General features: G+C 71.5%; 18 protein-coding genes. 5 read left to right on the forward strand and 13 right to left on the reverse strand.

The genetic code is table 11. The annotated features are described in order from the left end of the window. Positions 1 to 14: 14 nt before the first annotated feature. The 3 genes from AB0K73_RS09795 to AB0K73_RS09805 all read right to left on the reverse strand — a co-directional run bounded on the left by AB0K73_RS09795 (position 15) and on the right by AB0K73_RS09805 (position 7,090). Complete coding sequence (locus AB0K73_RS09795; RefSeq protein WP_360517646.1) at positions 15 to 1,544, reverse strand: DUF3482 domain-containing protein; 1,530 nt, start codon at positions 1,542 to 1,544, stop codon at positions 15 to 17. After that, a complete protein-coding gene (locus AB0K73_RS09800) occupies positions 1,541 to 3,055 on the reverse strand; it encodes a DUF2868 domain-containing protein (protein ID WP_360517649.1) in 1,515 nt (504 codons plus the stop codon). The genes AB0K73_RS09795 and AB0K73_RS09800 overlap by 4 nt, the downstream gene beginning before the upstream one ends. Before the next feature lie 117 nt (positions 3,056 to 3,172). Further along, positions 3,173 to 7,090 (reverse strand): S8 family serine peptidase, encoded by a 3,918-nt coding sequence (locus AB0K73_RS09805; protein WP_360517652.1) that lies wholly within the window; start codon positions 7,088 to 7,090, stop codon positions 3,173 to 3,175. Between the two features lie 148 nt (positions 7,091 to 7,238). Between AB0K73_RS09805 and AB0K73_RS09810 the strand changes: the two genes are divergently transcribed. Further along, a complete protein-coding gene (locus tag AB0K73_RS09810) occupies positions 7,239 to 8,201 on the forward strand; it encodes a transcriptional regulator TrmB (protein WP_360517655.1) in 963 nt (320 codons plus the stop codon). Between the two features lie 38 nt (positions 8,202 to 8,239). Here the strand turns inward: AB0K73_RS09810 and AB0K73_RS09815 are convergent, their stop codons facing one another. Then, positions 8,240 to 8,713 carry a GyrI-like domain-containing protein gene (locus tag AB0K73_RS09815; RefSeq protein ID WP_360517658.1) on the reverse strand — a complete coding sequence of 158 codons (474 nt, stop codon included), beginning with the start codon at positions 8,711 to 8,713 and terminating at the stop codon, positions 8,240 to 8,242. 109 nt (positions 8,714 to 8,822) lie between these two features. On the opposite strand from AB0K73_RS09815, the gene AB0K73_RS09820 reads away from it, so the two are divergent. After that, complete coding sequence (locus AB0K73_RS09820) at positions 8,823 to 10,244, forward strand: aminoglycoside phosphotransferase (RefSeq protein ID WP_360517661.1); 1,422 nt, start codon at positions 8,823 to 8,825, stop codon at positions 10,242 to 10,244. Further along, positions 10,244 to 10,648 (forward strand): nitroreductase family deazaflavin-dependent oxidoreductase, encoded by a 405-nt coding sequence (locus tag AB0K73_RS09825; protein WP_360517814.1) that lies wholly within the window; start codon positions 10,244 to 10,246, stop codon positions 10,646 to 10,648. Before AB0K73_RS09820 ends, AB0K73_RS09825 begins: the two co-directional genes overlap by 1 nt. A gap of 9 nt (positions 10,649 to 10,657) precedes the next feature. Here AB0K73_RS09825 and AB0K73_RS09830 read toward each other — a convergent pair whose 3' ends face one another. Genes AB0K73_RS09830 through AB0K73_RS09840 form a run of 3 tightly spaced genes read right to left on the reverse strand, consistent with a single transcriptional unit; the run spans position 10,658 to position 11,828 of the window. Next, complete coding sequence (locus tag AB0K73_RS09830; RefSeq protein WP_360517664.1) at positions 10,658 to 11,044, reverse strand: type II toxin-antitoxin system VapC family toxin; 387 nt, start codon at positions 11,042 to 11,044, stop codon at positions 10,658 to 10,660. Next, the gene (locus tag AB0K73_RS09835) at positions 11,041 to 11,304 is read right to left on the reverse strand and encodes a hypothetical protein (protein WP_360517667.1); all 264 of its coding nucleotides are present in this window, start codon (positions 11,302 to 11,304) and stop codon (positions 11,041 to 11,043) included. The genes AB0K73_RS09830 and AB0K73_RS09835 overlap by 4 nt, the downstream gene beginning before the upstream one ends. A gap of 47 nt (positions 11,305 to 11,351) precedes the next feature. Next, positions 11,352 to 11,828, reverse strand: coding sequence for a methyltransferase (locus AB0K73_RS09840; RefSeq protein WP_360517671.1), 477 nt, complete (start codon positions 11,826 to 11,828; stop codon positions 11,352 to 11,354). Between the two features lie 231 nt (positions 11,829 to 12,059). Here AB0K73_RS09840 and AB0K73_RS09845 point away from each other — a divergent pair, with 231 nt between their 5' ends. Beyond that, a complete protein-coding gene (locus AB0K73_RS09845; protein ID WP_360517674.1) occupies positions 12,060 to 12,653 on the forward strand; it encodes a helix-turn-helix domain-containing protein in 594 nt (197 codons plus the stop codon). A 47-nt stretch (positions 12,654 to 12,700) separates the two neighbouring features. Here AB0K73_RS09845 and AB0K73_RS09850 read toward each other — a convergent pair whose 3' ends face one another. After that, the gene (locus AB0K73_RS09850) at positions 12,701 to 13,408 is read right to left on the reverse strand and encodes a hemerythrin domain-containing protein (RefSeq protein WP_360517677.1); all 708 of its coding nucleotides are present in this window, start codon (positions 13,406 to 13,408) and stop codon (positions 12,701 to 12,703) included. A gap of 41 nt (positions 13,409 to 13,449) precedes the next feature. Continuing rightward, a complete protein-coding gene (locus AB0K73_RS09855) occupies positions 13,450 to 14,166 on the reverse strand; it encodes a nucleoside/nucleotide kinase family protein (RefSeq protein WP_360517680.1) in 717 nt (238 codons plus the stop codon). Between the two features lie 125 nt (positions 14,167 to 14,291). On the opposite strand from AB0K73_RS09855, the gene AB0K73_RS09860 reads away from it, so the two are divergent. After that, the gene (locus AB0K73_RS09860; RefSeq protein WP_360517684.1) at positions 14,292 to 14,471 is read left to right on the forward strand and encodes a hypothetical protein; all 180 of its coding nucleotides are present in this window, start codon (positions 14,292 to 14,294) and stop codon (positions 14,469 to 14,471) included. A 9-nt stretch (positions 14,472 to 14,480) separates the two neighbouring features. Here the strand turns inward: AB0K73_RS09860 and AB0K73_RS09865 are convergent, their stop codons facing one another. The 4 genes from AB0K73_RS09865 to AB0K73_RS09880 all read right to left on the reverse strand — a co-directional run bounded on the left by AB0K73_RS09865 (position 14,481) and on the right by AB0K73_RS09880 (position 18,703). Continuing rightward, positions 14,481 to 15,383, reverse strand: coding sequence for a carbohydrate ABC transporter permease (locus AB0K73_RS09865; protein WP_360517687.1), 903 nt, complete (start codon positions 15,381 to 15,383; stop codon positions 14,481 to 14,483). Beyond that, a complete protein-coding gene (locus AB0K73_RS09870) occupies positions 15,383 to 16,336 on the reverse strand; it encodes a sugar ABC transporter permease (RefSeq protein ID WP_360517690.1) in 954 nt (317 codons plus the stop codon). The genes AB0K73_RS09865 and AB0K73_RS09870 overlap by 1 nt, the downstream gene beginning before the upstream one ends. A gap of 72 nt (positions 16,337 to 16,408) precedes the next feature. Continuing rightward, entirely contained in the window at positions 16,409 to 17,695 is a 1,287-nt protein-coding gene (locus tag AB0K73_RS09875) for an extracellular solute-binding protein (protein ID WP_360517693.1), read from the reverse strand. Positions 17,696 to 17,767: 72 nt separating this feature from the next. Next, on the reverse strand, positions 17,768 to 18,703 hold the full coding sequence (locus AB0K73_RS09880; RefSeq protein WP_360517696.1) for an N-acetylmuramic acid 6-phosphate etherase: 936 nt from the start codon (positions 18,701 to 18,703) through the stop codon (positions 17,768 to 17,770). Between the last annotated feature and the right edge of the window lie 23 nt (positions 18,704 to 18,726).

Below are 18,726 nucleotides of genomic sequence, written 5' to 3' on the forward strand. Positions count from 1 at the left end.
AGGGCAGCGCCGCGTCAGTCCGCAGCGGAGCGCAGCGCCCCGGGGTACAACTCCTCGAGCAGGTCGAGCGCGAGATCACGCAGCACCTCGCGGAGCTCCCGCTCGAGCCGCTCGCCGCCGTCGCCCGCCGAGCGCAGCTCCCACACGACGGCGAGCCGATCACGCTCGGCGAGCACGGCGTCGACGACGAGCTGCCGCCAGAACGGCGGATACTCGCTCGCCTTCCACGCGCCACGACCACGACCGTAGTGCGCGATCGCGAGGTAGCGCAGCAGCGCCGAGGTGACGAGCCCGTCGAGGAACGCCGTCTCCCAACGCAGGCTCGACTCGGTGCGTCCGCGCACGACGTTGACGCCGCGCGCGATGCCCGCGCCGCCGAGCGCGCCGATGACGGCCCCGGCCAGCATGCCCGCGCCGAACGTGAGCCCGCCCGCCATGAGGTCGGCGCCGAGCCCGGTGAGCGCGCCCGACACGACGCCCGAGAGCACGCCCGTGCGTCCCTCGTCGAGCGGTGCGTCGACGTGGATGTCGCTCGCCACCCGCTCGAGCACCTCCCCCACCGCCCGACCCTCGAGCTCGTGGATCACGATGAGCCGCTCGGTGCTCGCGACGAGCCCGGACTCGAGGCGTTCGCCGAGTACGCGCATCGCCTCGTCCTGCGCCTGCGATCGCGCCGCGTTCGGCAACCCAATCGACCCGCCGAGGCGTGCGGCCAGCGGTTGCTCGGGCAGCACCTCACGGTCGCAGGCAGCTCGCGCGATGGGCTCGGCGAGGGCCGCCATCGCCTGCTCGAACTGGGACATCCGGCGAGCGCGCCACTCCTCCGAGAGTCGCTCGAACGCGGGTTGCTTCGCGCCGGGGAGCACACGGCCGATCGCGTCGAAGAGCGTGAACTCCTGCACCCAGCAGCGCGCGAATGCGTCGAGCGCGAGCACCTCGCTGAGGTCGAGGGTACCCGCCACGGCGGCCCGCCATCGGGCCTCGTCGGCGGCCTCCGCGGCGCGCTCGCGCGGGCGGCCGGTCTGGTTGAGCAGCACGAGCACGGGCTTGCCGATCCACTCGAGCACCTCGAGCTCGGACCTGAGGTAGCCCGCGTCGCCGGGCTCCTCGGCCGCGTTCACGAGGTAGAGCACGACATCCGCGTCGTCGGCGACGTTGCGCACGGCGAGCTGGGTGAGCCAGAACGGCTCGTCGCGGTAGCGGTCCCACACCTGCGACAGGAACCATCCGATGGGGTTTCCCGACTGCCGCAGACGCCGCACGAGCCGCACGCTGTCGCCGAATCCCGGCGTGTCCCACAGCGTGAGCAAGTCGCCCTCGGCGGTCTGCACGAGCGGGAACGGCGTCGCCTCCTGCGTGACGTGCGGGGCATCCCGCACCTCGCCGACGTCGCGCCCGAGCAGCGTGCGCGCGAGCGTGGTCTTCCCGGCATTCGTGTGCGAGATGAGCGAGAGGGCGATGGCGCCGGGCTCGGGCGAGAGCTCCGACATCGGCTCGGCCGGCAGCCGCCCGGCAGCCGCCGACTCGAACCCGTCGGCGCTCACGGCACCCTCCCGCGCGGCGATTCGTCGGCGTCGAGGCCGGATGCCGCGAGCGCCGTCTCGGCGGCCGAGACGTCGGGCGACGCGAGGTCGACGAACACCGGGGTGGCGCCGTGCGCGGAGAGCAGGTCGCGCCAGGCGGCCCGACGGCCGGCGAGACGTTCGTCGTCGCCGGGCCAGCGCGCCCGGAATCCCGACTCGTCGACGAGCGCGGTGAGCGGATGCCGCGAGCCCGCCCCTGCGCCCGGCGCGCCCGGCGCGAGTGCGTCGAGGAAGGCGCCGTGCACCTGGCTCTCCGGCGTCGCGGCGAGGCCGAACAACGGCAGGACGATCTCGTCGGCGGCGCCCCGGCGCGCGAACGACAGGTTCGCGAGCGCCTCGTCGTCGCCCCACGCGACGGGTGCCTCGACGGTGACCGACGCGCCGCCGTACGCCCGCGCGAGGATCGCGTCGAGGCCGCTCCGCGCCTCGGGCGTCACGGTGTAGCTGTACGGCACGAGCCGGATCCGGCCGGAGCGACCGAGGTACCCCGACACGAGCCGCTGGTAGTACGGATCCGTGAGCGGCAGCTCGATGCGTGCCGCTCGCCGGCGCTCGACCAGTCCGGCGATGAGCGCCAGCACCAGCCGCGGGATCACGACCACGGCGACGACACTGCCGGCGAGCAGGTGCATCCAGGTCGCCGCGTTCTCGCTGTCGGGGGCGCGGATGGCCGCGACCTCCGCGACATCCGGAATCGGGATGCCCGTGAGCCAGGAACCGGGCGCGAGGGTCACGGCCAGCAGCGACCGCACCTGCTCGGCGTCGAGGAACGTGCTCTCCCAGGTCGCCCGGTACTCGAAGGCGAGACCGCGCAGGTAGAGGCCGGCGATCACGCCGAGCGCCGTGGCGGCCGCCGCGAGGTGCAGCACGCGTGCCGCCCGCGCGCCGTAGACGGGGGCGGCCAGCCGCGCCCACTCGGTGGGCAGCGTCTCGAGGATGGTGCGCCGTGCCGCGCCGGCCTCGCCGTCTCGCCCGCGGGCTCGTGCCCGGGCACCGGCTCGCGCCCCGGCCGGCGTGCGCAGGGCGGCGAACTCGATCAACAACGCGCGCAGCGGGCCGGGCCGGCCGCGGAACCCGACGAAGCGGATGAGCAGCACGAGGTACACGAGGAGGTTCCAGACGAGCAGCAGGAACACGGGCGGCGCGAGGAGGTTGATGCTCGACCCGCCGCCGATGCGGTCGACGACGAGGCCGAGCAGGAACGCCGCCGCCACGACGACCGCGCCGACCCACGGACGCCAGCGCAGCGCGCGTACGGTGCGTGTCACGGCTGGCTGACGCGGGCCGATGCGCTCGAGCACCAGGCGGGCGCGTCGGGTGAGGAACACCTCGGCGCTCGCGCCCTCGCCGACGACCTGCGCGGCCGCGCGGCTCGCCCAGTCACGGTCGGCGTCGGTCCAGAGCAGGCGATCGCGATCCCCCGTCTCGACGGCCCGCGCCGCGGTGACCTCGAGGGCGGCTGACTCGTCCATCAGGCGCAGTCTATGGCCGGGGCCGTCGCGAACCCCGGTGGTTGACGAACATCGAATTCGCGGGTTGAAGAGACACGAAGGGCCCGGGCGTCGCCGCCCGGGCCCCTCGCGGACCGCCTAGGGAAGCAGCCCGCTCGTGCCGCCGCGTGGCAGGGGGCCGGCGCTCTTGGCCGGGGCAACCTCGAACGCCCGCACGATCTCCTGCGAGAACGTGCTGCCTGCGGCATCCGTCGCCGTCACCCGAAGGTCCACCCAAGAGCCTGCATCGGGCACGGCCAGGTCGGCCGCGTACGTCGTCACGAAGTCGCGGCCGGTCGGGAAGGTGACGAAGGGCGTGACCTCGGGCGTCGCGCCCGCGCCATCCGTCGCCGTGAGCTCGATCGGCTGCCAGTCGCCGCCGGCGACCCTCACCTCGAGCGTCGCCCCGGTGAGTGCGGCGCTTCCGGATGCCTCGGCGACATGCCCGAGCTCGAGGGCGAGTGCCACTGGTGTTCCCGCCTTGCGACCCGCGCCGACGAGCCCCGAGGCGTCGAGTTCGACGTCGTACCAGGCCTGGATCATCGGCAGGAGCTGCTCGGTCCAGTCGTCGGCCGTCCCGGTCGACCGGAACGTCCACTCGCTCACCGTCTCGGTCGAGGACGCGAGGGCCGAGCCGTCGTGCGTGGCCCGGTTCACGATCCGCCAGTCGGTCTCGCCGTCGGGCACGTCCCACACATACGCTGCCTGGTACGGCGACGACGCGACGAGCACGCCGTCGACGTACACGTCGGTGAGCTGCGCGCGGTCGTCGGCGTCCGAGAACACGTCGAACGCTCCGGTTCGCTCGGGGTTGTCGCCGTCGGCCCACGACGGAAGGTTCACCTGCACGGCGGACCCGACACGATGCGGCGCCCAGTAGCCGGGGCCGACGTACGGGCGCACGACCGGTCCGAAGAAGCTCGACTCGGCGACCTGGTCGGGTGCGTAGGCACGCTCCACGTCGCGAACGTCCCAGCCCACGCCGACGAGATGGGCGGTCTGATACCACTCGACGTGCTCGGTGTTCACCCACTCGGTGCGCTCGATGCCGCGCGTGGTGCGCAGCGAGTAGCCCAACCCGTGCATCATGCCCGGCACGAAGTCGTACCGGAACTCGCCGACCGTGCCGCCGTCGCCGAAATACGTGGTATCGACGCGGGCCAGGTGGTCGGGGCGGTAGTGCAGATCCTCGGGCATCGCGCCCTCGCTGAAGCGCACGATGTCGTAGATCTCGGTCGCGTGCGCGACGCCGGAGCCCTTCACGACGACGGTCTTCGCCGCCATCGACTCGAGCACCCGACGGCCCTGGATGCCGCTCACCGAGGCGACCGGGATCGCGACCGGCGTCGTGTAGTCGTCGTCGCCCACCCACTCGATGAGTTCGCCGTCGCCGTCGTTCACGACGAGGAGGAGCGCCGCCCCGGCGGCCGCCGCATTCGCGGCGCGCTCGGGAGGTGTCACGGCGTCGGACCGGGTCACGACGGCGACCCTGCCCACGACGTCGACCGCGGCGAACTCCTCGGCGCTGCCGGTGCCGACCTCGATCGCGCGAGCCCGCAGGCTGCCGTCGAGCGGCGTCGACCCGTGCTGCTCGATCACGTCGAGGGATTCCCCGCCCGCCGTGAGCGAGATCGTCTCCTGCAGGCGCCACCGGGTCGTGAAGTCGAAGCTGTCGGAATCGGAGGTGTCGAGCGGCTGCGCGTACAGCGTGTCGACCAGGCTCGGCGCGATGAGGTTGCCGCGGAACCCGTCGGCCTGATAGTCGACGCGGCTGAACACCGGCGAGACGCGGTCGTCGCCGACGTCGACCGTCAGCGGCTTCGCCGCGCGGGCGTCGAACGCCACCGTGGTGTCGCTGTCGAGCACCACGTGCGGGTCGCCGACGAGCGCGATCCCAAGGTCGTCCGCCGCCTCGGCCACTTCCATGAACGACATGAGCGAATACGTGCCGGCCGGCAGCCGCAGCGTCGCCTCACCCGGCACGTGGACGACCTGGATCGCCCGGGCCTCGCTGTCCCACAGCCAGCCGTACGCACCTGCGGGCTCGCCGTCGAGGCCGGTGGCGGTCACGGTGAGGTCGTAGCGCTCGGCCTCGGCGATGATGCCGAGCGCGGTACGGGAAACCGGCTCCCCGTCGATCGACGCGACGAGCGCGCCCGAGAACTGCGCGCCCGCGGGCAGGCCCGCGGGATCGGCCGTGAGGGTGACCGAGCGCGTCTCGCCCGCAGGGATGGTGAGCTCGTCGACATCCATCGCGAGCAGCCCGGTGGCCGCGTCGACCGAGTGTGGATCCACGTCGCTCGGCGTCGTGTCGGCCAGCGCCGCCGCGAGGTCGAGCACGACCTCGGCGTCGCCGCGGTTCGTGTACTCGACGGTGCGCTCGACGGGGTCGCGCGATTCGCCCCACGAGATCATGCCGAAGTCGCCCGAGCCGGTCGCGATGACCGGGGCGTCGAGCGCCTGGTCGATGTCGACGACGCCCGAACCTGCCTGGTACGGCGTGAGCCCGAGGTCGGTCGTGGTGCTCACGAGCGCCGCGCGCAGTTGGTCGGCCGTGTACTCGGGATGCTGCTGCTTCACGATCGCGGCCGCGCCCGACACATGGGGGGTCGCCATCGACGTGCCGCTCATCCCGACATACGCGCCATCGCCGACGCTGTCGGCCGAGCGAGCCGCCGTGACGTCGCTGCCTGGGCCGACGAGCTCGGGCTTCAACGCACCCGAACGCAGGAGCGGACCCTGGCTCGAGAACCACGACAGGTCTCCCGTCGGGTCGTCGACCGAGCCGACAGTCAACGCGCTCGCGGCCGCGCCCGGCGACCCGATGGTCTCGGGCGACGCCGAGTTGCCCGCGGCGACCACGAACAGCGCACCGGTCTCCGCCGCGATCCGGTCGAGTGCCTCCGACATGAGGTCGGTGCCGTCGGAACCCTGCGGCGTGCCGAGGCTCATCGACACGATGTCGGCCCGCTCCCCCGCCCACTGCATGGCGGCGATGATCCACGATTCCAGCCCGTACCCGTCGGCGCTGAGGACCTTGCCGATCAGCAGGTCCGCACCGTCGGCGACGCCGCGGTGGGCGCCACCGCTCGCGGCGCCAGTGCCCGCGATGGTCGACGCCACGTGCGTGCCGTGGCCGTGGGGGTCGTCGGCGACGTCCTCGTCGGGCACGAAGCTCGTCGAGCCGGGCAGCACCGCGCCCGCGAGGTCGGGGTGCGTGTCGTCGTAGCCCGAGTCGAGCACGGCGACCGTCACGCCCTCGCCGGTGTAGCCGGCGGCCCACGCCTGGGGTGCGCCGATCCACGGCGTGCTCGAGTCGAGCGTCGTGTGCACCTTGCCGTCGAGGTGGATCGCCTCGATGCCGCCGCCGAGCGCGACGTCGGCGCCGCCGTCGGGTGCGGTGCCGAAGTGAGCGGATGCCGCAGCATCCGTGAGGGCGGCCCAGGTCGCCTCGGCGGTTGCGCGGTCTGCGGCCGCGGCCGCGCCGTCGATGCTCGTCAGCGGGGCGCCGATCGCGAGCCCGGGCACGGTCGCCGCGCGCCGGGACTCCCGGCCGTCGTCGAACTCGAGGATGACCGGGGTGGCATCGACCGACGCGTCGTCGTAGCCGAACTCGATGAGCTGCGACACGTTGAACAGGTCGAGGTCGACCATGCCCGCCGCAACGTACGGCATGGCCGACCGCGGCATGACGTACAGGTCGCCGTCGACCTCGCCGGTCTGGACGCCGGCGCCCGGCTCCGCCGGCTCGATCTCGACGGAATGCGTGCCGTCGGCGAGGTCGGTCACCGTGACGCGGTCGCCCGTGATGAGGGTGACCGAGTGGGCGCCGCCGGCGGTGGCCGGCGCCGTTGCAGCCGGCGCCGTCGCAGCCGGCGATCGGGGCTCGCCCGCTGGCGCCGCGGTCGCGGGCAGTGCGGCCGCACCGACTCCGGCGACGCCGATCGCGAGGCCGCTGACCGCGGCCGCGATCGCACGCCGGCGACGCGGTCCAGATGGATGGATGGATGGTGGCATGGGGAACACCTCTCGCACTGGCTGACTGGCCTGCCAAGCAACCTCTCACGCCGGATTCGTTAGGGTGATGGCGGAGAGATGCCATGGCCGTGATCCGCCACGACGGCCCCTGGCAGGCGGATTGGGCGGCGGAAACGAAGGGTTTCGCGTGCTCGAGGCGATCGGACTGGACGACGAGCACACGTCCGTGTACCGGCTCATCCTGCAGGCTCCGTCGGCGAGCGTCGACGAGGTCATCGCGTCCGGCGCGCTGCCCGCCTGCCGGGCACGGCAGGTGTTGTCCGAGCTCGAACGCCTCGGGCTGCTCGCGCGCCAGGCATCCGCCCCCGACCGGGTGGTCGCGTCACCGCCGTCGCTCGCCCTGCGCCCGATGCTGCTCGAGCGCGAGCGCGGACTGAACCAGGCGCACGAGGCCCTCGTGCAGCTGAGCGAGCTCTATCGCACGGGCGCCGGACAGCGGGAGACGCCCGACGTGGTCGACGTGGTGCTCGGAGCGGATGCCGTGCGTCAGCGGGTCGCCCAGCTGCAGGCATCGGCCACGCAGCAGGTGCGCGTCTTCGTGTTGCGGGACGTGGCCTTCCTCGACGCCGATGAGAACCTCGCGGAGGACGACGCGCTCGTTCGCGGCGTCCGTTATCGCGTGATCGTCGAGAAGCCCGTGCTCGAGCGCCCGGGGTTCATCGACGCGGCGCGCGAGGCGGCGACGCTCGGCGAGGAAGTGCGTGTGCTGCCGACGCTGCCGACGCGGCTCATCATCGCCGACGACGCCATGGCGCTCCTGCCCATGCGTTCGCGCGGTGAGGAGCGTTCGATGGGCGCGCTGCTGGTGCATCCGAGTGGGCTCCTCGACCTCGTGGCGTCGATCTTCGAGGAGTTCTGGGCGAGCTCGACCGCGTTCAGCTCCGCCGGCGAACCGGCGGGCTCGCACGATGCGGTCGATCGCGACCTGCTGAAGCTGCTCCTGCTCGGCCTGACGGATGCCGCGGCCGGCGCCCAGCTCGGCATCTCGGTTCGCACGGTGCAACGGCGAGTGGCGGAGCTCATGGAGACGGCCGGCGTGACGACACGTATCCAACTCGGCGCGGAGGCCGTGCGCCGCGCGTGGGCGTAGCAAGCGGATCTTCGAGACGCACGTGCTCGCTGCGCGCCTCAGGCCGCGGACTTCAGTGGGCAGCAGACGACCGTCTTCGTCTCGTCGTCGGGGGTGCCCGGCGGGCTCCAGTACTCCTCCCACATGGTGGTCTCGTCGAGCTCCCGGCCCTGCACGGCCATCGCCTTCGCGATCGCGTCGTATGCTTCCGAGACCTTCGCGTACGAGCCGAGGTGCGTCGTCGTGGCGACCTCGCACGCGGGGGTCTCGTCGGGGACCACGGTGCCGTCGCCCTCGACGGGCTGCGCCACGACGAATCCGGCCGCGACCACGACCTCGCCGCTCGTCATGTCCATCTCGGTGTACCGGCCGATCGCCGGGCCCTGGCCGAGCAGGTCATGCGTGCCGAGGTAGGCCGCGGCGGACTCGAACGCCGACCCCATGAACGTCGGGATCTCGCTGAACGTCGTGCGCCGGCGCACGACCGCGAGGTCCTGCCGTGGCTGCTGGGTGATGCGAACCTCGTAGGGCATCGCCGACCTCCCGCTGAGTCGTCTCGCCTCCAGTATGGCCCGCGACACGCTCGGATGGACCCCCGGTCGGGTCCTCGACTTCGGATGCCGCCCGCCCTACTGTTCAGGCATGGACAGCGCCGTGGCCGCGATCGCCGCCTGGATGCCGCGGCAACGCTGGTGCGGCAAGACCCATGCACCCCGGCTGCGCCTGACCGGCGCGTTCGAACTGCCGTCGGTCGACGCGGACGCCCGCGTTCGCACGCTGTTCCTCATGGACGATGCGGCGTCGCCGCCCATCCTGTACCAGATGCCGGTCGTCGAGCGCGCCGAGCAGTCGCGTTCGCCCGCGGCATCCGACCACCTCATCGGGCGCCTTCCCGACGGCGGATTCCTCTACGACGGACCCTACGACCGCGCGTACACCGACGCGGTGCTCGCGCTGATCGTGGGCGAGGGGCGGGCGGTTCACGACGGGGCGGAGGCGTGGGGGCGGTACTCGGCCGAGTCGGCCGCGACGGGCGCACCGGCCGACGCCCGGCCGCCGCTCAGCGCGCCCGCCACCGTCGTCGGCGGCGAGCAGTCGAACACGTCGATCGTCTACCGCCCGGCGGACTCCGCGCCGATCATCTGCAAGGTGTACCGGCAGTTGCATCACGGCGAGAATCCGGATGTCACGCTGCAGACGGCGCTCGCGGCATCCGGTTCCCGGCATGTTCCCGCGAGCGTCGGGCACGTGGTGGGCGAATGGGACGACGTGGGCCGGCCCGACGGACGCGCCCGAGGGCACCTCGCGTTCGCCCAGGAGTTCCTGCCGGGCGTGGCGGACGCGTGGCGCGTGGCCCTCGACGCGGCGGCCGCCGACACCCCGTTCACCGACGAGGCACGCGAGCTCGGTGCGGCGGTGGCGGCGCTGCACGTCTCGCTCGGCGAACTCTTCCCGTGCGAGGCGCCGTCACCCGAGCTCATCGGCCTGATCACGGGCGCGTGGGCGCGGCGGCTCGGGATCGCGGTGGCCGAGGTGCCCGAGCTCGCGCCGCATCGCGCCGAGATCGAGGCGTTCCACGAGCGGGCGCGGGCGGGCGCGTGGCCGCAGCTGCAGCGGATCCACGGCGACCTGCACCTCGGGCAGGTGATCCTCGCGCCCGAGCGTGGTTGGGTGATCCTCGACTTCGAGGGCGAGCCGATGCGGCCGATGGACGATCGCACGCGTCCCGACCTGCCGGTGCGCGATGTCGCGGGCATGCTGCGCTCGTTCGACTACGTGGCCGGGTCGACGGCGATCGCGGCTCCCGAGCGGGCATCGGCGGCGGTGCAGTGGGCGGACGCCGCGAGGCGGGCATTCCTCGAGGGATATGTCGCGGCATCCGGACTCGACCTCAGCCCGTACCGCGACCTGCTCGCGGCCTTCGAGCTCGACAAGGCCGTGTACGAGGCGATCTACGAGACCCGGAATCGCCCGACGTGGGCGCGGATCCCCCTGAGCGCGATCACGAGCCTGCTCGAGTCGGGGCCGTTGCAGACGGTCCAGGCGACGGATGCCACGCGGTGATGGGAACCCTCAAGCGCGCGTGGCTCACCACGATCAAGCACACGCTGAACCCGCTCGTCCTGCGGTTGGCTCGGCGGGGAGCCGGCCCGTTCTCGCTCGTTCGCCACGTCGGGCGGAAGAGCGGCGCCTCGTATGAGACGCCGCTGATCCTCGCGCGGGTGCCCGACGGGTTCATCGCCGAGTTGACGTACGGCCCCGGCGTGAACTGGTATCGCAACATCGTGGCCGCGGGGCGGTGCGTGGTGGTCTGGCGTGGCCGCGAGTGCGCGATCGACGGGATCGAGCCCTTCCCGACGGACGCGGGCCGTCGTGCGTTCGGGGTGCCGGCGTCATGGCTGCTGCGACTGTTGCGGCGCAGAGAGTTCCGGTTGCTGCGCGAGGCAGCACAGGATGCCGGGCGCTGAGCTCCCGACTCAGGCGAGGTCGAGCACGTCGATGCCGAACGTCTCGGCCGCCTTCGCCAGTCGCTCGTCGAATGTCGCGAGCGCCGCGCCGTTCTCGAGGGCAGCGTCGAGCACGCAACAGTCGGGGAGCTTGAGGGCGGTCTCGACGCGGATGCGGGCCAGCCTCGCCGCACCGGGACGCGGCGCCCATTCGACGATGCCGAGTTCCGCCAGGTGATGCTCGGCGGCTGACCCGGCGCCCGCTCGCACCGGGCCGACGAGGACCTCGGTGAGCGTCAGCGGATGCATGACGAACTCGGCATCGAGCTGGGTGCGGAAGAATCGCCCGGCCGCGGCATGGTGCGAGTCACGGGATGACAGGTGCGCGATGACCACACTGGCGTCGAGCGCGATCATTCCTGCCACTCGCTGCGCAGCCGCTCGAGATAGTCGTTCTCGTAGGCCGCGTCGAGACTCCCGGCGCTCGCGTCGATCGCCTGACGCCGGCGCAGGCGCGCTGCTTCAGCGTCGGCATTGAACGCCTCTGCGCCGCGCAGAAACAGCCTGAGCACGAGTTCGCTGCGGCTCGCCTGGGGCCACGCGCGCGCCGCGACGTCGAGTGCGCGCCGGATTTCGGGCGTCTCGGTCACTTGGAAGCGAGGGCGGGTCGTGGGCATGAAGCAAGTGTACCACCGGGTATACGGGTGGTACACCGGGAAGGTGTTCAGCGGATGCCGCGAGCGAACAGCAGCAGGGGCGTGCGCGCGGCGTACTCGCGGTACTCGTCGCCGTAGGCGTCGATGAGTCGTCGCTGCTCGACGTGGGCCTTCGTGAGGAGCACGGCAGCGAGCAGCGCCCAGATCACGAGGAGTTCGATGCGTCCGCGCCAGAGCACCCAGCCGGCCGCGGCGACGAGGATGCCGAGGTAGATGGGATTGCGCGTCAGTCGATAGATGCCGCCGGTTCGGAGCGGCGCACCCGGTTTCGGTGCGACCCACGGCACCAGGTCGCGGCCGAGGGCTGCGGCGCCCGCGATCGCGAGGCCGGCGCCGATGATCGCGAGGAGCACGGCGACGACCGTGATCCACGTCTCGCTCCACAGCGGATCGCCCGGCAGGAGCAGCAGCGCGAGCAGCACGAACTGCGCCCACACCAGCAGGTTCGCGCGGTCCTTCACGGTCGCCTCCCTCGTCGTTCCCATCCTCCTCCCCTCTGCGCCGCGCCGACCACACCGTTCCCTTCGCCAGCCCGCGGCACTCCGGCACTCCGGCACTCCGGCACTCCGGCACTCCGGCACTCCGGCACTCCGGCACTCCGGCACCGCGGCACCGCGGCACTCCGGCACCGGGTTCAGGAACGAGATCGTCCTCGCAGCTTCGGCTGATACGGTGAGTGAACGCTCACTGTCACGGAATCACAAGGAGACGGACACATGTCCTCGTCGTCACCCGCACGCGAGCGCATCCTCGACGCCGCCGCCACGGTGCTCAACCAGCGCGGAGTCGCCGGCGCGACCACCCGCGAGCTCGCCCGCGCGGCCGGGTACTCCGAGGGCATGCTCTACAAGTACTTCTCCGACAAGCAGGAGCTCTTCCTCGCGGTGCTCAGCGAGCGGATGCCGCGCATCGAACTGCCCGAGGCATCCGACCGCTCAGACCTACCGTCATCGCTGGAGAGCATCGTCACCGCCCTCCTCGTCTACTTCACGCGCACGTTCCCGCTGTCGGTGTCGATCTTCAGCACCCCCGACCTGCTCGCCGAGCATCGCGACGGCGTACGAGGACACGGAGCGGCCGGGCCAGAGGGCGTCGTGCCGCTCGTCGTCAACCTGCTCGTCGAGGAGCAGGCGACCGGTCGCATCCGCGCCGACGCCGACCTCGAGGCGGCAGCCCACCTGCTCGTCGGGCTCGCGTTCCATCGGGCGTTCATCGCCGCCTACGAGGGCGACATGGAGGTCATGGACGCCTCGGACTTCGCGGCTCGCGGCATCCGCCTCGTGGTGCCCTCCCTGGAACCCACCGACTGAGCGACGGCCGGCTGCGACCGCACGACAGGACAGGTACGGCTGGCCGCCTACGCACGCTCGCGGCCGAGCAGCTCCGCGCGGTTCGCCTCGTAGTCGCGCTTGCCGACCAGCTTCCAGACGAGGCGGAACGGCGCGGGCAGGTGTTCCCGCAGCCACTCGTCGCCGCCGTCGGGCTGGGCCGCCAGGATCGCGCCGAGCTGCGCCCAGGTCTTGCCCTTCGGCGTCGACTTGCGTCCGTGCACGGATGCCGCGTCGACCTCCTTCTGGGTGAGCACCGTCTCCATGACGGGCACGATGCTCGTCTCCTCGTCGGGCAGGTGCACGGCGAGCGCCGCGTTGATGCCCTCGAGCGACGCGAGCACCGGCGCGGCATCCGCCGACCGACCGCTCGCGCGCCACGAGGGGAGCGCGGCATCCATCGCCTGAAGGTGCACGAGCATCGCCGCGTGCTGCTCCTTCATGCGCTCGACATGCCCGGTGCACTTGGGCGCACGGTCCTCGAGGTTGTCCCAGAGGTGGTCGTCCTCGAACTCATGGTGGGCGTGCAGGCTCACCGAGAGCATCGAGAGGTGGTCGCCCACCACGTCGGCGTGGGCCGCACCACCCTCGGCGACCCCCGTCACGAGCGACGGCGCCTCGCCGAAGGTGGCGCGGTACATCCGGTGGATCTCGATCATGCCGCGCGCGTCGCACGTCTTCGCGTCGGGCGAGCCGCCCGGCCGGTCACCGCTCGAGGGAAGCGCGGCCGCGGACATGTGGGCTCCGATCGTCGTGATGGAAGCGGTCGATCGCGACCCTACGACGCGTCGGATGCCTCGGCAAGACCCCGAGTGAGGGGGTGCACGATCTCCCACGTGACGCCCGAGACGACGAGGTCGGCCCGCTCGCGTCCGGGTGCGACGCGCTGGGCATTCGCGCCGTCGACCTCCCGCGCCCACGCCTCCGCCGCCTCGGGCGAGCGACCGAACTCGGTGTGCCGGCGCACCAGTCGCGGCATCCGCTCGCCGTCGTCGGCGTCGCAGAACCACGCCTCGTCGAGCAGGCCGCGCACCCGCCGCCACGGTTCGGACTCGTCGAGCAGGTAGTTGCCCTCGACGACCACGATGCGAGCGGATGCCTCGATCGCGATCTCGCCCGCCACCGGCTCGTCGACCGCACGCTCGAAGGCCGGCGCGTACACGACGTGGTCGGACTCGCGCCGCACGCGCTCGATCAGCGCGACGAAGCCCCAGCCGTCGAAGGTCTCGATCGCGCCCTTGCGGTCGCGGAGGCCGAGCCGGTCGAGGGTCGCGTTGGCGAGGTGGAACCCGTCCATGGGGAGGTGCACGGCCGATCCGTCACCGCTCGGGTCGAGGGCGTCGACGAGGGCCCGGGCGAGCGTCGTCTTGCCCGAGCCCGGGCTGCCGGCGATGCCGAGCACGATTCGAGCGCCGGATGCCGCGTGCCGCCGCCGCATCCGCTCGGCGAGCGCCCTGAGTGCGGCGAGCTCGGCAGGCGTCTCGTGCTCGGACATGCCTTCAAGCATGCCGCAGCCAGCCGCCGCGGGGAGTCAACCCCTCGCCCGCGAGCGCCCGCGCGCGGGAGGCTGGCCGCGGGAAGCCGGCACCCACAGGCCGGCACGAGACGAAGGAGCGAGCGATGACCGACGAGATCAGGCCCGACGACCCCATCGAGGTTCCCGAGGGCGACAAGAAGCAGCCGGCTCCCGACGAGGAGAAGACGTCGGAGGAGACGCCGGGTTCACCGAGGAGCGACGCTCCGCTGACCGACTCCACTGAAGGCGGCCTCGACGGCGGCGACCCGGGAGTGGAGGAATAGGCACCCGCCCTACTTGCTCATGCCCGCCGTGAGTCCCGAGACGATCTGCTTCGTGGCCAGGAGGAAGAGCACCACGAGCGGGATCGTCGCGAGCGTCAGCCCGGCGAAGAGCGTCGCCCAGTCGGTCTGGTACTCGCCGAAGAAGCGCGTGATGCCGACGGGCAGCGTGTACGACGACTGGTCGCGGATGAGGATCAGCGGGTAGAAGAAGTCGTTCCACACGGGCACGAACCGGAACACGATGACGGTCGCGATCGCGGGGCGCACGAGCGGCAGGTGCACGCGCCAGAACGTCGCGAACGGGCCGGCGCCATCGAGCCGAGCGGCCTCGTCGAGCTCGATGGGCAGCTGACGGAAGAAGCTCGCCAGCACGAACGTCGAGAACGGGATGCCGAGGGCCCCGTAGACGAGGATCAGGCCCCAGAGGTTCGAGATCATGCCCGCCGCATCGAGCATGAAGAACAGCGGCAGGATCGCGAGGTACACCGGCAACATGAGCCCCGACAGGAACACGCCCTCGAGGGTGGCGAAGAGCTTCGACTTCGTGCGCGCGAACGCGTAGGCCGCGAGCAGGGACACGGCCGTCGAGAGCAGCACGGATGCCACGGTCACGAAGATCGAGTTGACGAAGTACGTGTCGAACGACGCCGTGATCCACGCCTTGCCGTAGCTCGTGAAGTTCGGCGGCAGCGGCAGTCCGAGCGGCTGCCTGGCCATGTCCTGCGTGGTGCGCAGCGAGTTCGACAGCATGAGCAGGAGCGGTGCGATCGAGATCGCGGCATACAGCCAGAGGAACGTGCTCGAGGCGAATCCGCCGAGGGTGGCGCGGCGACCCGCGCGCCGGCTCGGCTCCGAGCCGCCGCGATCGGTCGAGTCATCCGTCGAGATATCGGGTGCGAGCGTCGCGGTCATCAGAACAGCTTCCGTTCCGCCCGGCGCATGTACCAGGTGATCAGCATGGAGAACCCGAAGATGAAGAGGAAGAGGAGCGTGGCGATCGCCGAGCTCGTGCCGATCGCGTTCGACGACCCCGATTCGAACGCCGTGCGATAGAAGAGCAGACTCATCACGTCGGTGGCGCCGGCCGGGTTGCCCTGGGATCCGCCGAGCGCGTAGGGGATCGGGAACGCCTCCATGGCGCCGATGAAGGTGAGCACGCTGACGGTGCCGATGGCGGGCAGCAGCATGGGCAGGGTGATGGCCCGGAACCGCTGCCAGGCGGTGGCACCGTCGATCGACGCGGCCTCGTCGATCTCCTCGGGGATGCCGCCGAGCGCGGCGCCGTACAGCAGCACGGGGAATCCGATCCACTGCCAGGCCGTGACCACGACGACGACCCAGATCGCGGTCTGGGGGTTGCCGAGCCACGGCTGAGCGAGTTCGCCGAGGCCGATGGCCCTGAGCACCGCGTTCACCGGGCCGAACAGGGGCGAGAGCATGAGCGACCAGAGGTAGCCGATCACGAGCGGTGAGACGAGGTACGGCAGCGTGTACATCGTCTGGAAGAAGCGCTTGAACCGCCGGATGCGGTGCAGCAGGGTCGCGAGCCCGAGGCCGATGGTGTTCTGGAAGACCATCGCGCCGACGAACAGCAGCAGGTTGTGCACGAACGCGTTCGGGAGGTCGTCGCGGTAGGGCAGCTGGGTGAACAGCGTGACGTAGTTCTCGAGCCCGACGAAGCCGCCGCGCACGATGCCGGTCCAGTCGAAGAACGAATAGCTGAGGGCCGTGAGCAGCGGGTAGGCGATGAAGATCGAGAAGAGCACGAGTGCCGGGAGCACGAAGACCATGCCCGCCCGACGTGACAGGGTGATGCCGGAGCGTGCGGTGCCGCGGCGTGCCCTGGGCGTCGTGATGGCGGACATGGTCTTCGTTCCTCGTGATCCGGTGGAGCTTCGTGCGTGGGTCGCCGGGTTCACCCGGCTGGGTTACCCGGGCTACTCGCCGGGCGTGAACCACTGCGAGATGCCGGCCTGCAGGGCGGCAGCGGCGGCCGCGGCATCCGTCTGCCCGAGGAACATCTTCTGCACCTCGGCGCCGAGCACCGCGGTGCCCAGCGGCTCACCGTAGCGGAAGTCGACGAGCAACAGGTACGGCGCCTGTCCCTCCTCGTAGTTCGCCCACGCCTCCTTCATGACCTCGTCCTCGTACTCGACGCCCGGGATGGCGGAGAACTGGTTGAGCTCATCGGCGACGAGTTGCCCGAACTCGGGGGTCGCGAACCAGTTGAGCAGCTCGAAGGCCTCGTCCTGGTGCTTCGACTTGGTGTTGACGGCGAAGTTGCCGTCGGCGTACGCCGGCGAGACCGGGGCGTCGAGCACGGCCCCGTCGGGCACCGGCACCTGGTAGGAGCCGAACTCGAGGTCGGGCGCCTGGTTGCGGAAGGTGGCGATCTCGAACGACCCGCCGGGGAACTGGGCGGCCTGGCCCGACGTGAACTGGATCTGGCTGTCGGTGTAGCTCACGCCGACGACGTCGGGCGTCAGGTACTTCTGCACGTCGCTGACGAGCTGCAGCGCGGCGACGTAGTCGGGGTCGGTGAAGTCGGTCTCGCCCGCGAGCACCTTCTCCTCGAACTCCGAGCCGCCGTACCGGGCGCTGCCGATGATGTCGGAGAAGATCGGCAGGATCCAGTCGTCCTTCGCACCGAGCGCCATCGGCGTGACGCCGGCGGCGAGCAGTTTCTCGTTCACCTCGATGAACTCGTCCCAGGTGGTGGGCACCTCGAGTCCATGCTCGTCGAAGATGGCCTTGTTGTAGAACATCTGCAGCGTCTGGGTCGCGAGCGGCACGGCGTACGTCTTGCCGTCGGCCTTGCCCTTGGCGCCCGCGATCACGCTGGGGGCGAACTCGTCGAGGCCCTCGACCTTGTCGTCGATGGGCTCGAGCTGGCCCGCCTCGATGTTCGGCTGCAGCTGGCCGTACGCGCGGACCATCGGCACGTCAGGGCCGTCGCTGCCGGCGAGGCCGGTGGTGAGGATCTGGTTGTACTCCGTGTTCTGGAACGCCTCGAACTCGACCGTGATGTTCGGGTGCTGCTCCTCGAAGACATCGAAGATCCTGTTGTACGCCTCGACGTCTTCGGTGCGCCAGGACCAGACCTTGAGGGTGACCTCGTCGCCCTCCTCGGCGCCGTCGCCGCTCGCGGCGCTCGGCGCGCAGGCGCTGAGCAGGAGGGCGGAGCCGGCCAGCAGGGCCGTCGTGGTGAGGATGCGTCGCCTCATTGGTTCTCCTTCTGTATGGGTGATGACTGCTGTTGGTGCTGACTGCGGGGTGTTGACTGCGGGGGTGGTGCGTCAGGTGTCGGATGCCGCGGCGAGCGCGTCGCGCACGGAGCCCGCGTGATCGGCGAGCAGCATGCGGGCTCGCTCGACCTCGGTGTCGGCCAGTGCGGCGACGAGCGCCGTCTTGAGCTGGCCGTCGGAGGCGCGAAGCAGTTCGCGTGCGGCATCGGGGTCGAGGCCGGCGGCCTCCTCCAGGATGCGCACGGTGCGGCGACGGAGCTTGTCGTTGGTCGCGACGACCGAGACCATGAGGTTCGACCAGGTGCGGCCGACGGCGACCATGAGCCCGGTCGAGAACCCGTTGAGCACGAGCTTCTCCGCGGTCGCGGCCTTCAGTCGCGTCGATCCGGTCAGCACCTCGGGGCCCGTGTCGAGCACGATGTTCGTGTCGGCGAGCGGGCCGAGCGTCGCGTACGGATTGCTCGACACCAGCACGGTGTGAGCGCCGGCGTCGCGTGCCGCGGCGAGCGCACCGCCGACGTAGGGCGTGTTCCCGCTGGCGGCCAGGCCGAACACGACGTCGTCGGCCGTGACGTCCGCTGCGGCGGCACGCCCCTCGGCGTCGGAGTCCTCCGCGTCCTCGACGGCGTTGAGGATGGCGTCGGCGCCACCCGCGATGTGGGCGACGACCCGGCCGGCCTCGAGATTGAACGTGGGCAACAACTCCGCGGCGTCGAGCACACCGAGTCGACCCGAGGTTCCGGCACCGAAGTAGTGCACGTTGCCGCCACGACGGAACCGCTCGGCGGCGACGTCGACGACCTCCGCGAGCTGCGGCAGGATCGCCGCCACCGCGTCGACCGCCACCCGATCGTGCTCGTTGAGGAGCCGGAGCACGTCGACGCTCGCGAGGGCGTCGAGGCGAGCGGATGCCTCGAGCCGGCGTTCGGTCGGGGACACGAGTTCGTCGCCGTCGTGCTGCCGGTCGAGGAGTCGGTGGCTGGGCATTGTGGTGGGGCATCCTTCGGTTC

It is taken from the genome of Agromyces sp. NPDC052230 (assembly GCF_040679595.1).
GTDB lineage: Bacteria > Actinomycetota > Actinomycetes > Actinomycetales > Microbacteriaceae > Agromyces.

Bases quoted from the DNA above. Each gene is read 5' to 3' on its own strand.
- AB0K73_RS09835 (WP_360517667.1), bottom strand. From the start codon at position 11,304: ATGCCCACGACCCGCCCTCGCTTCCAAGTGACCGAGACGCCCGAAATC.
- AB0K73_RS09840 (WP_360517671.1), bottom strand. From the start codon at position 11,828: ATGGGAACGACGAGGGAGGCGACCGTGAAGGACCGCGCGAACCTGCTG.
- AB0K73_RS09855 (WP_360517680.1), bottom strand. From the start codon at position 14,166: ATGTCCGAGCACGAGACGCCTGCCGAGCTCGCCGCACTCAGGGCGCTC.
- AB0K73_RS09820 (WP_360517661.1), top strand. From the start codon at position 8,823: ATGGACAGCGCCGTGGCCGCGATCGCCGCCTGGATGCCGCGGCAACGC.
- AB0K73_RS09880 (WP_360517696.1), bottom strand. From the start codon at position 18,703: ATGCCCAGCCACCGACTCCTCGACCGGCAGCACGACGGCGACGAACTC.
- AB0K73_RS09845 (WP_360517674.1), top strand. From the start codon at position 12,060: ATGTCCTCGTCGTCACCCGCACGCGAGCGCATCCTCGACGCCGCCGCC.
- AB0K73_RS09870 (WP_360517690.1), bottom strand. From the start codon at position 16,336: ATGTCCGCCATCACGACGCCCAGGGCACGCCGCGGCACCGCACGCTCC.
- AB0K73_RS09875 (WP_360517693.1), bottom strand. From the start codon at position 17,695: ATGAGGCGACGCATCCTCACCACGACGGCCCTGCTGGCCGGCTCCGCC.
- AB0K73_RS09830 (WP_360517664.1), bottom strand. From the start codon at position 11,044: ATGATCGCGCTCGACGCCAGTGTGGTCATCGCGCACCTGTCATCCCGT.
- AB0K73_RS09805 (WP_360517652.1), bottom strand. From the start codon at position 7,090: ATGCCACCATCCATCCATCCATCTGGACCGCGTCGCCGGCGTGCGATC.
- AB0K73_RS09800 (WP_360517649.1), bottom strand. From the start codon at position 3,055: ATGGACGAGTCAGCCGCCCTCGAGGTCACCGCGGCGCGGGCCGTCGAG.
- AB0K73_RS09850 (WP_360517677.1), bottom strand. From the start codon at position 13,408: ATGTCCGCGGCCGCGCTTCCCTCGAGCGGTGACCGGCCGGGCGGCTCG.
- AB0K73_RS09860 (WP_360517684.1), top strand. From the start codon at position 14,292: ATGACCGACGAGATCAGGCCCGACGACCCCATCGAGGTTCCCGAGGGC.
- AB0K73_RS09815 (WP_360517658.1), bottom strand. From the start codon at position 8,713: ATGCCCTACGAGGTTCGCATCACCCAGCAGCCACGGCAGGACCTCGCG.
- AB0K73_RS09825 (WP_360517814.1), top strand. From the start codon at position 10,244: ATGGGAACCCTCAAGCGCGCGTGGCTCACCACGATCAAGCACACGCTG.
- AB0K73_RS09865 (WP_360517687.1), bottom strand. From the start codon at position 15,383: ATGACCGCGACGCTCGCACCCGATATCTCGACGGATGACTCGACCGAT.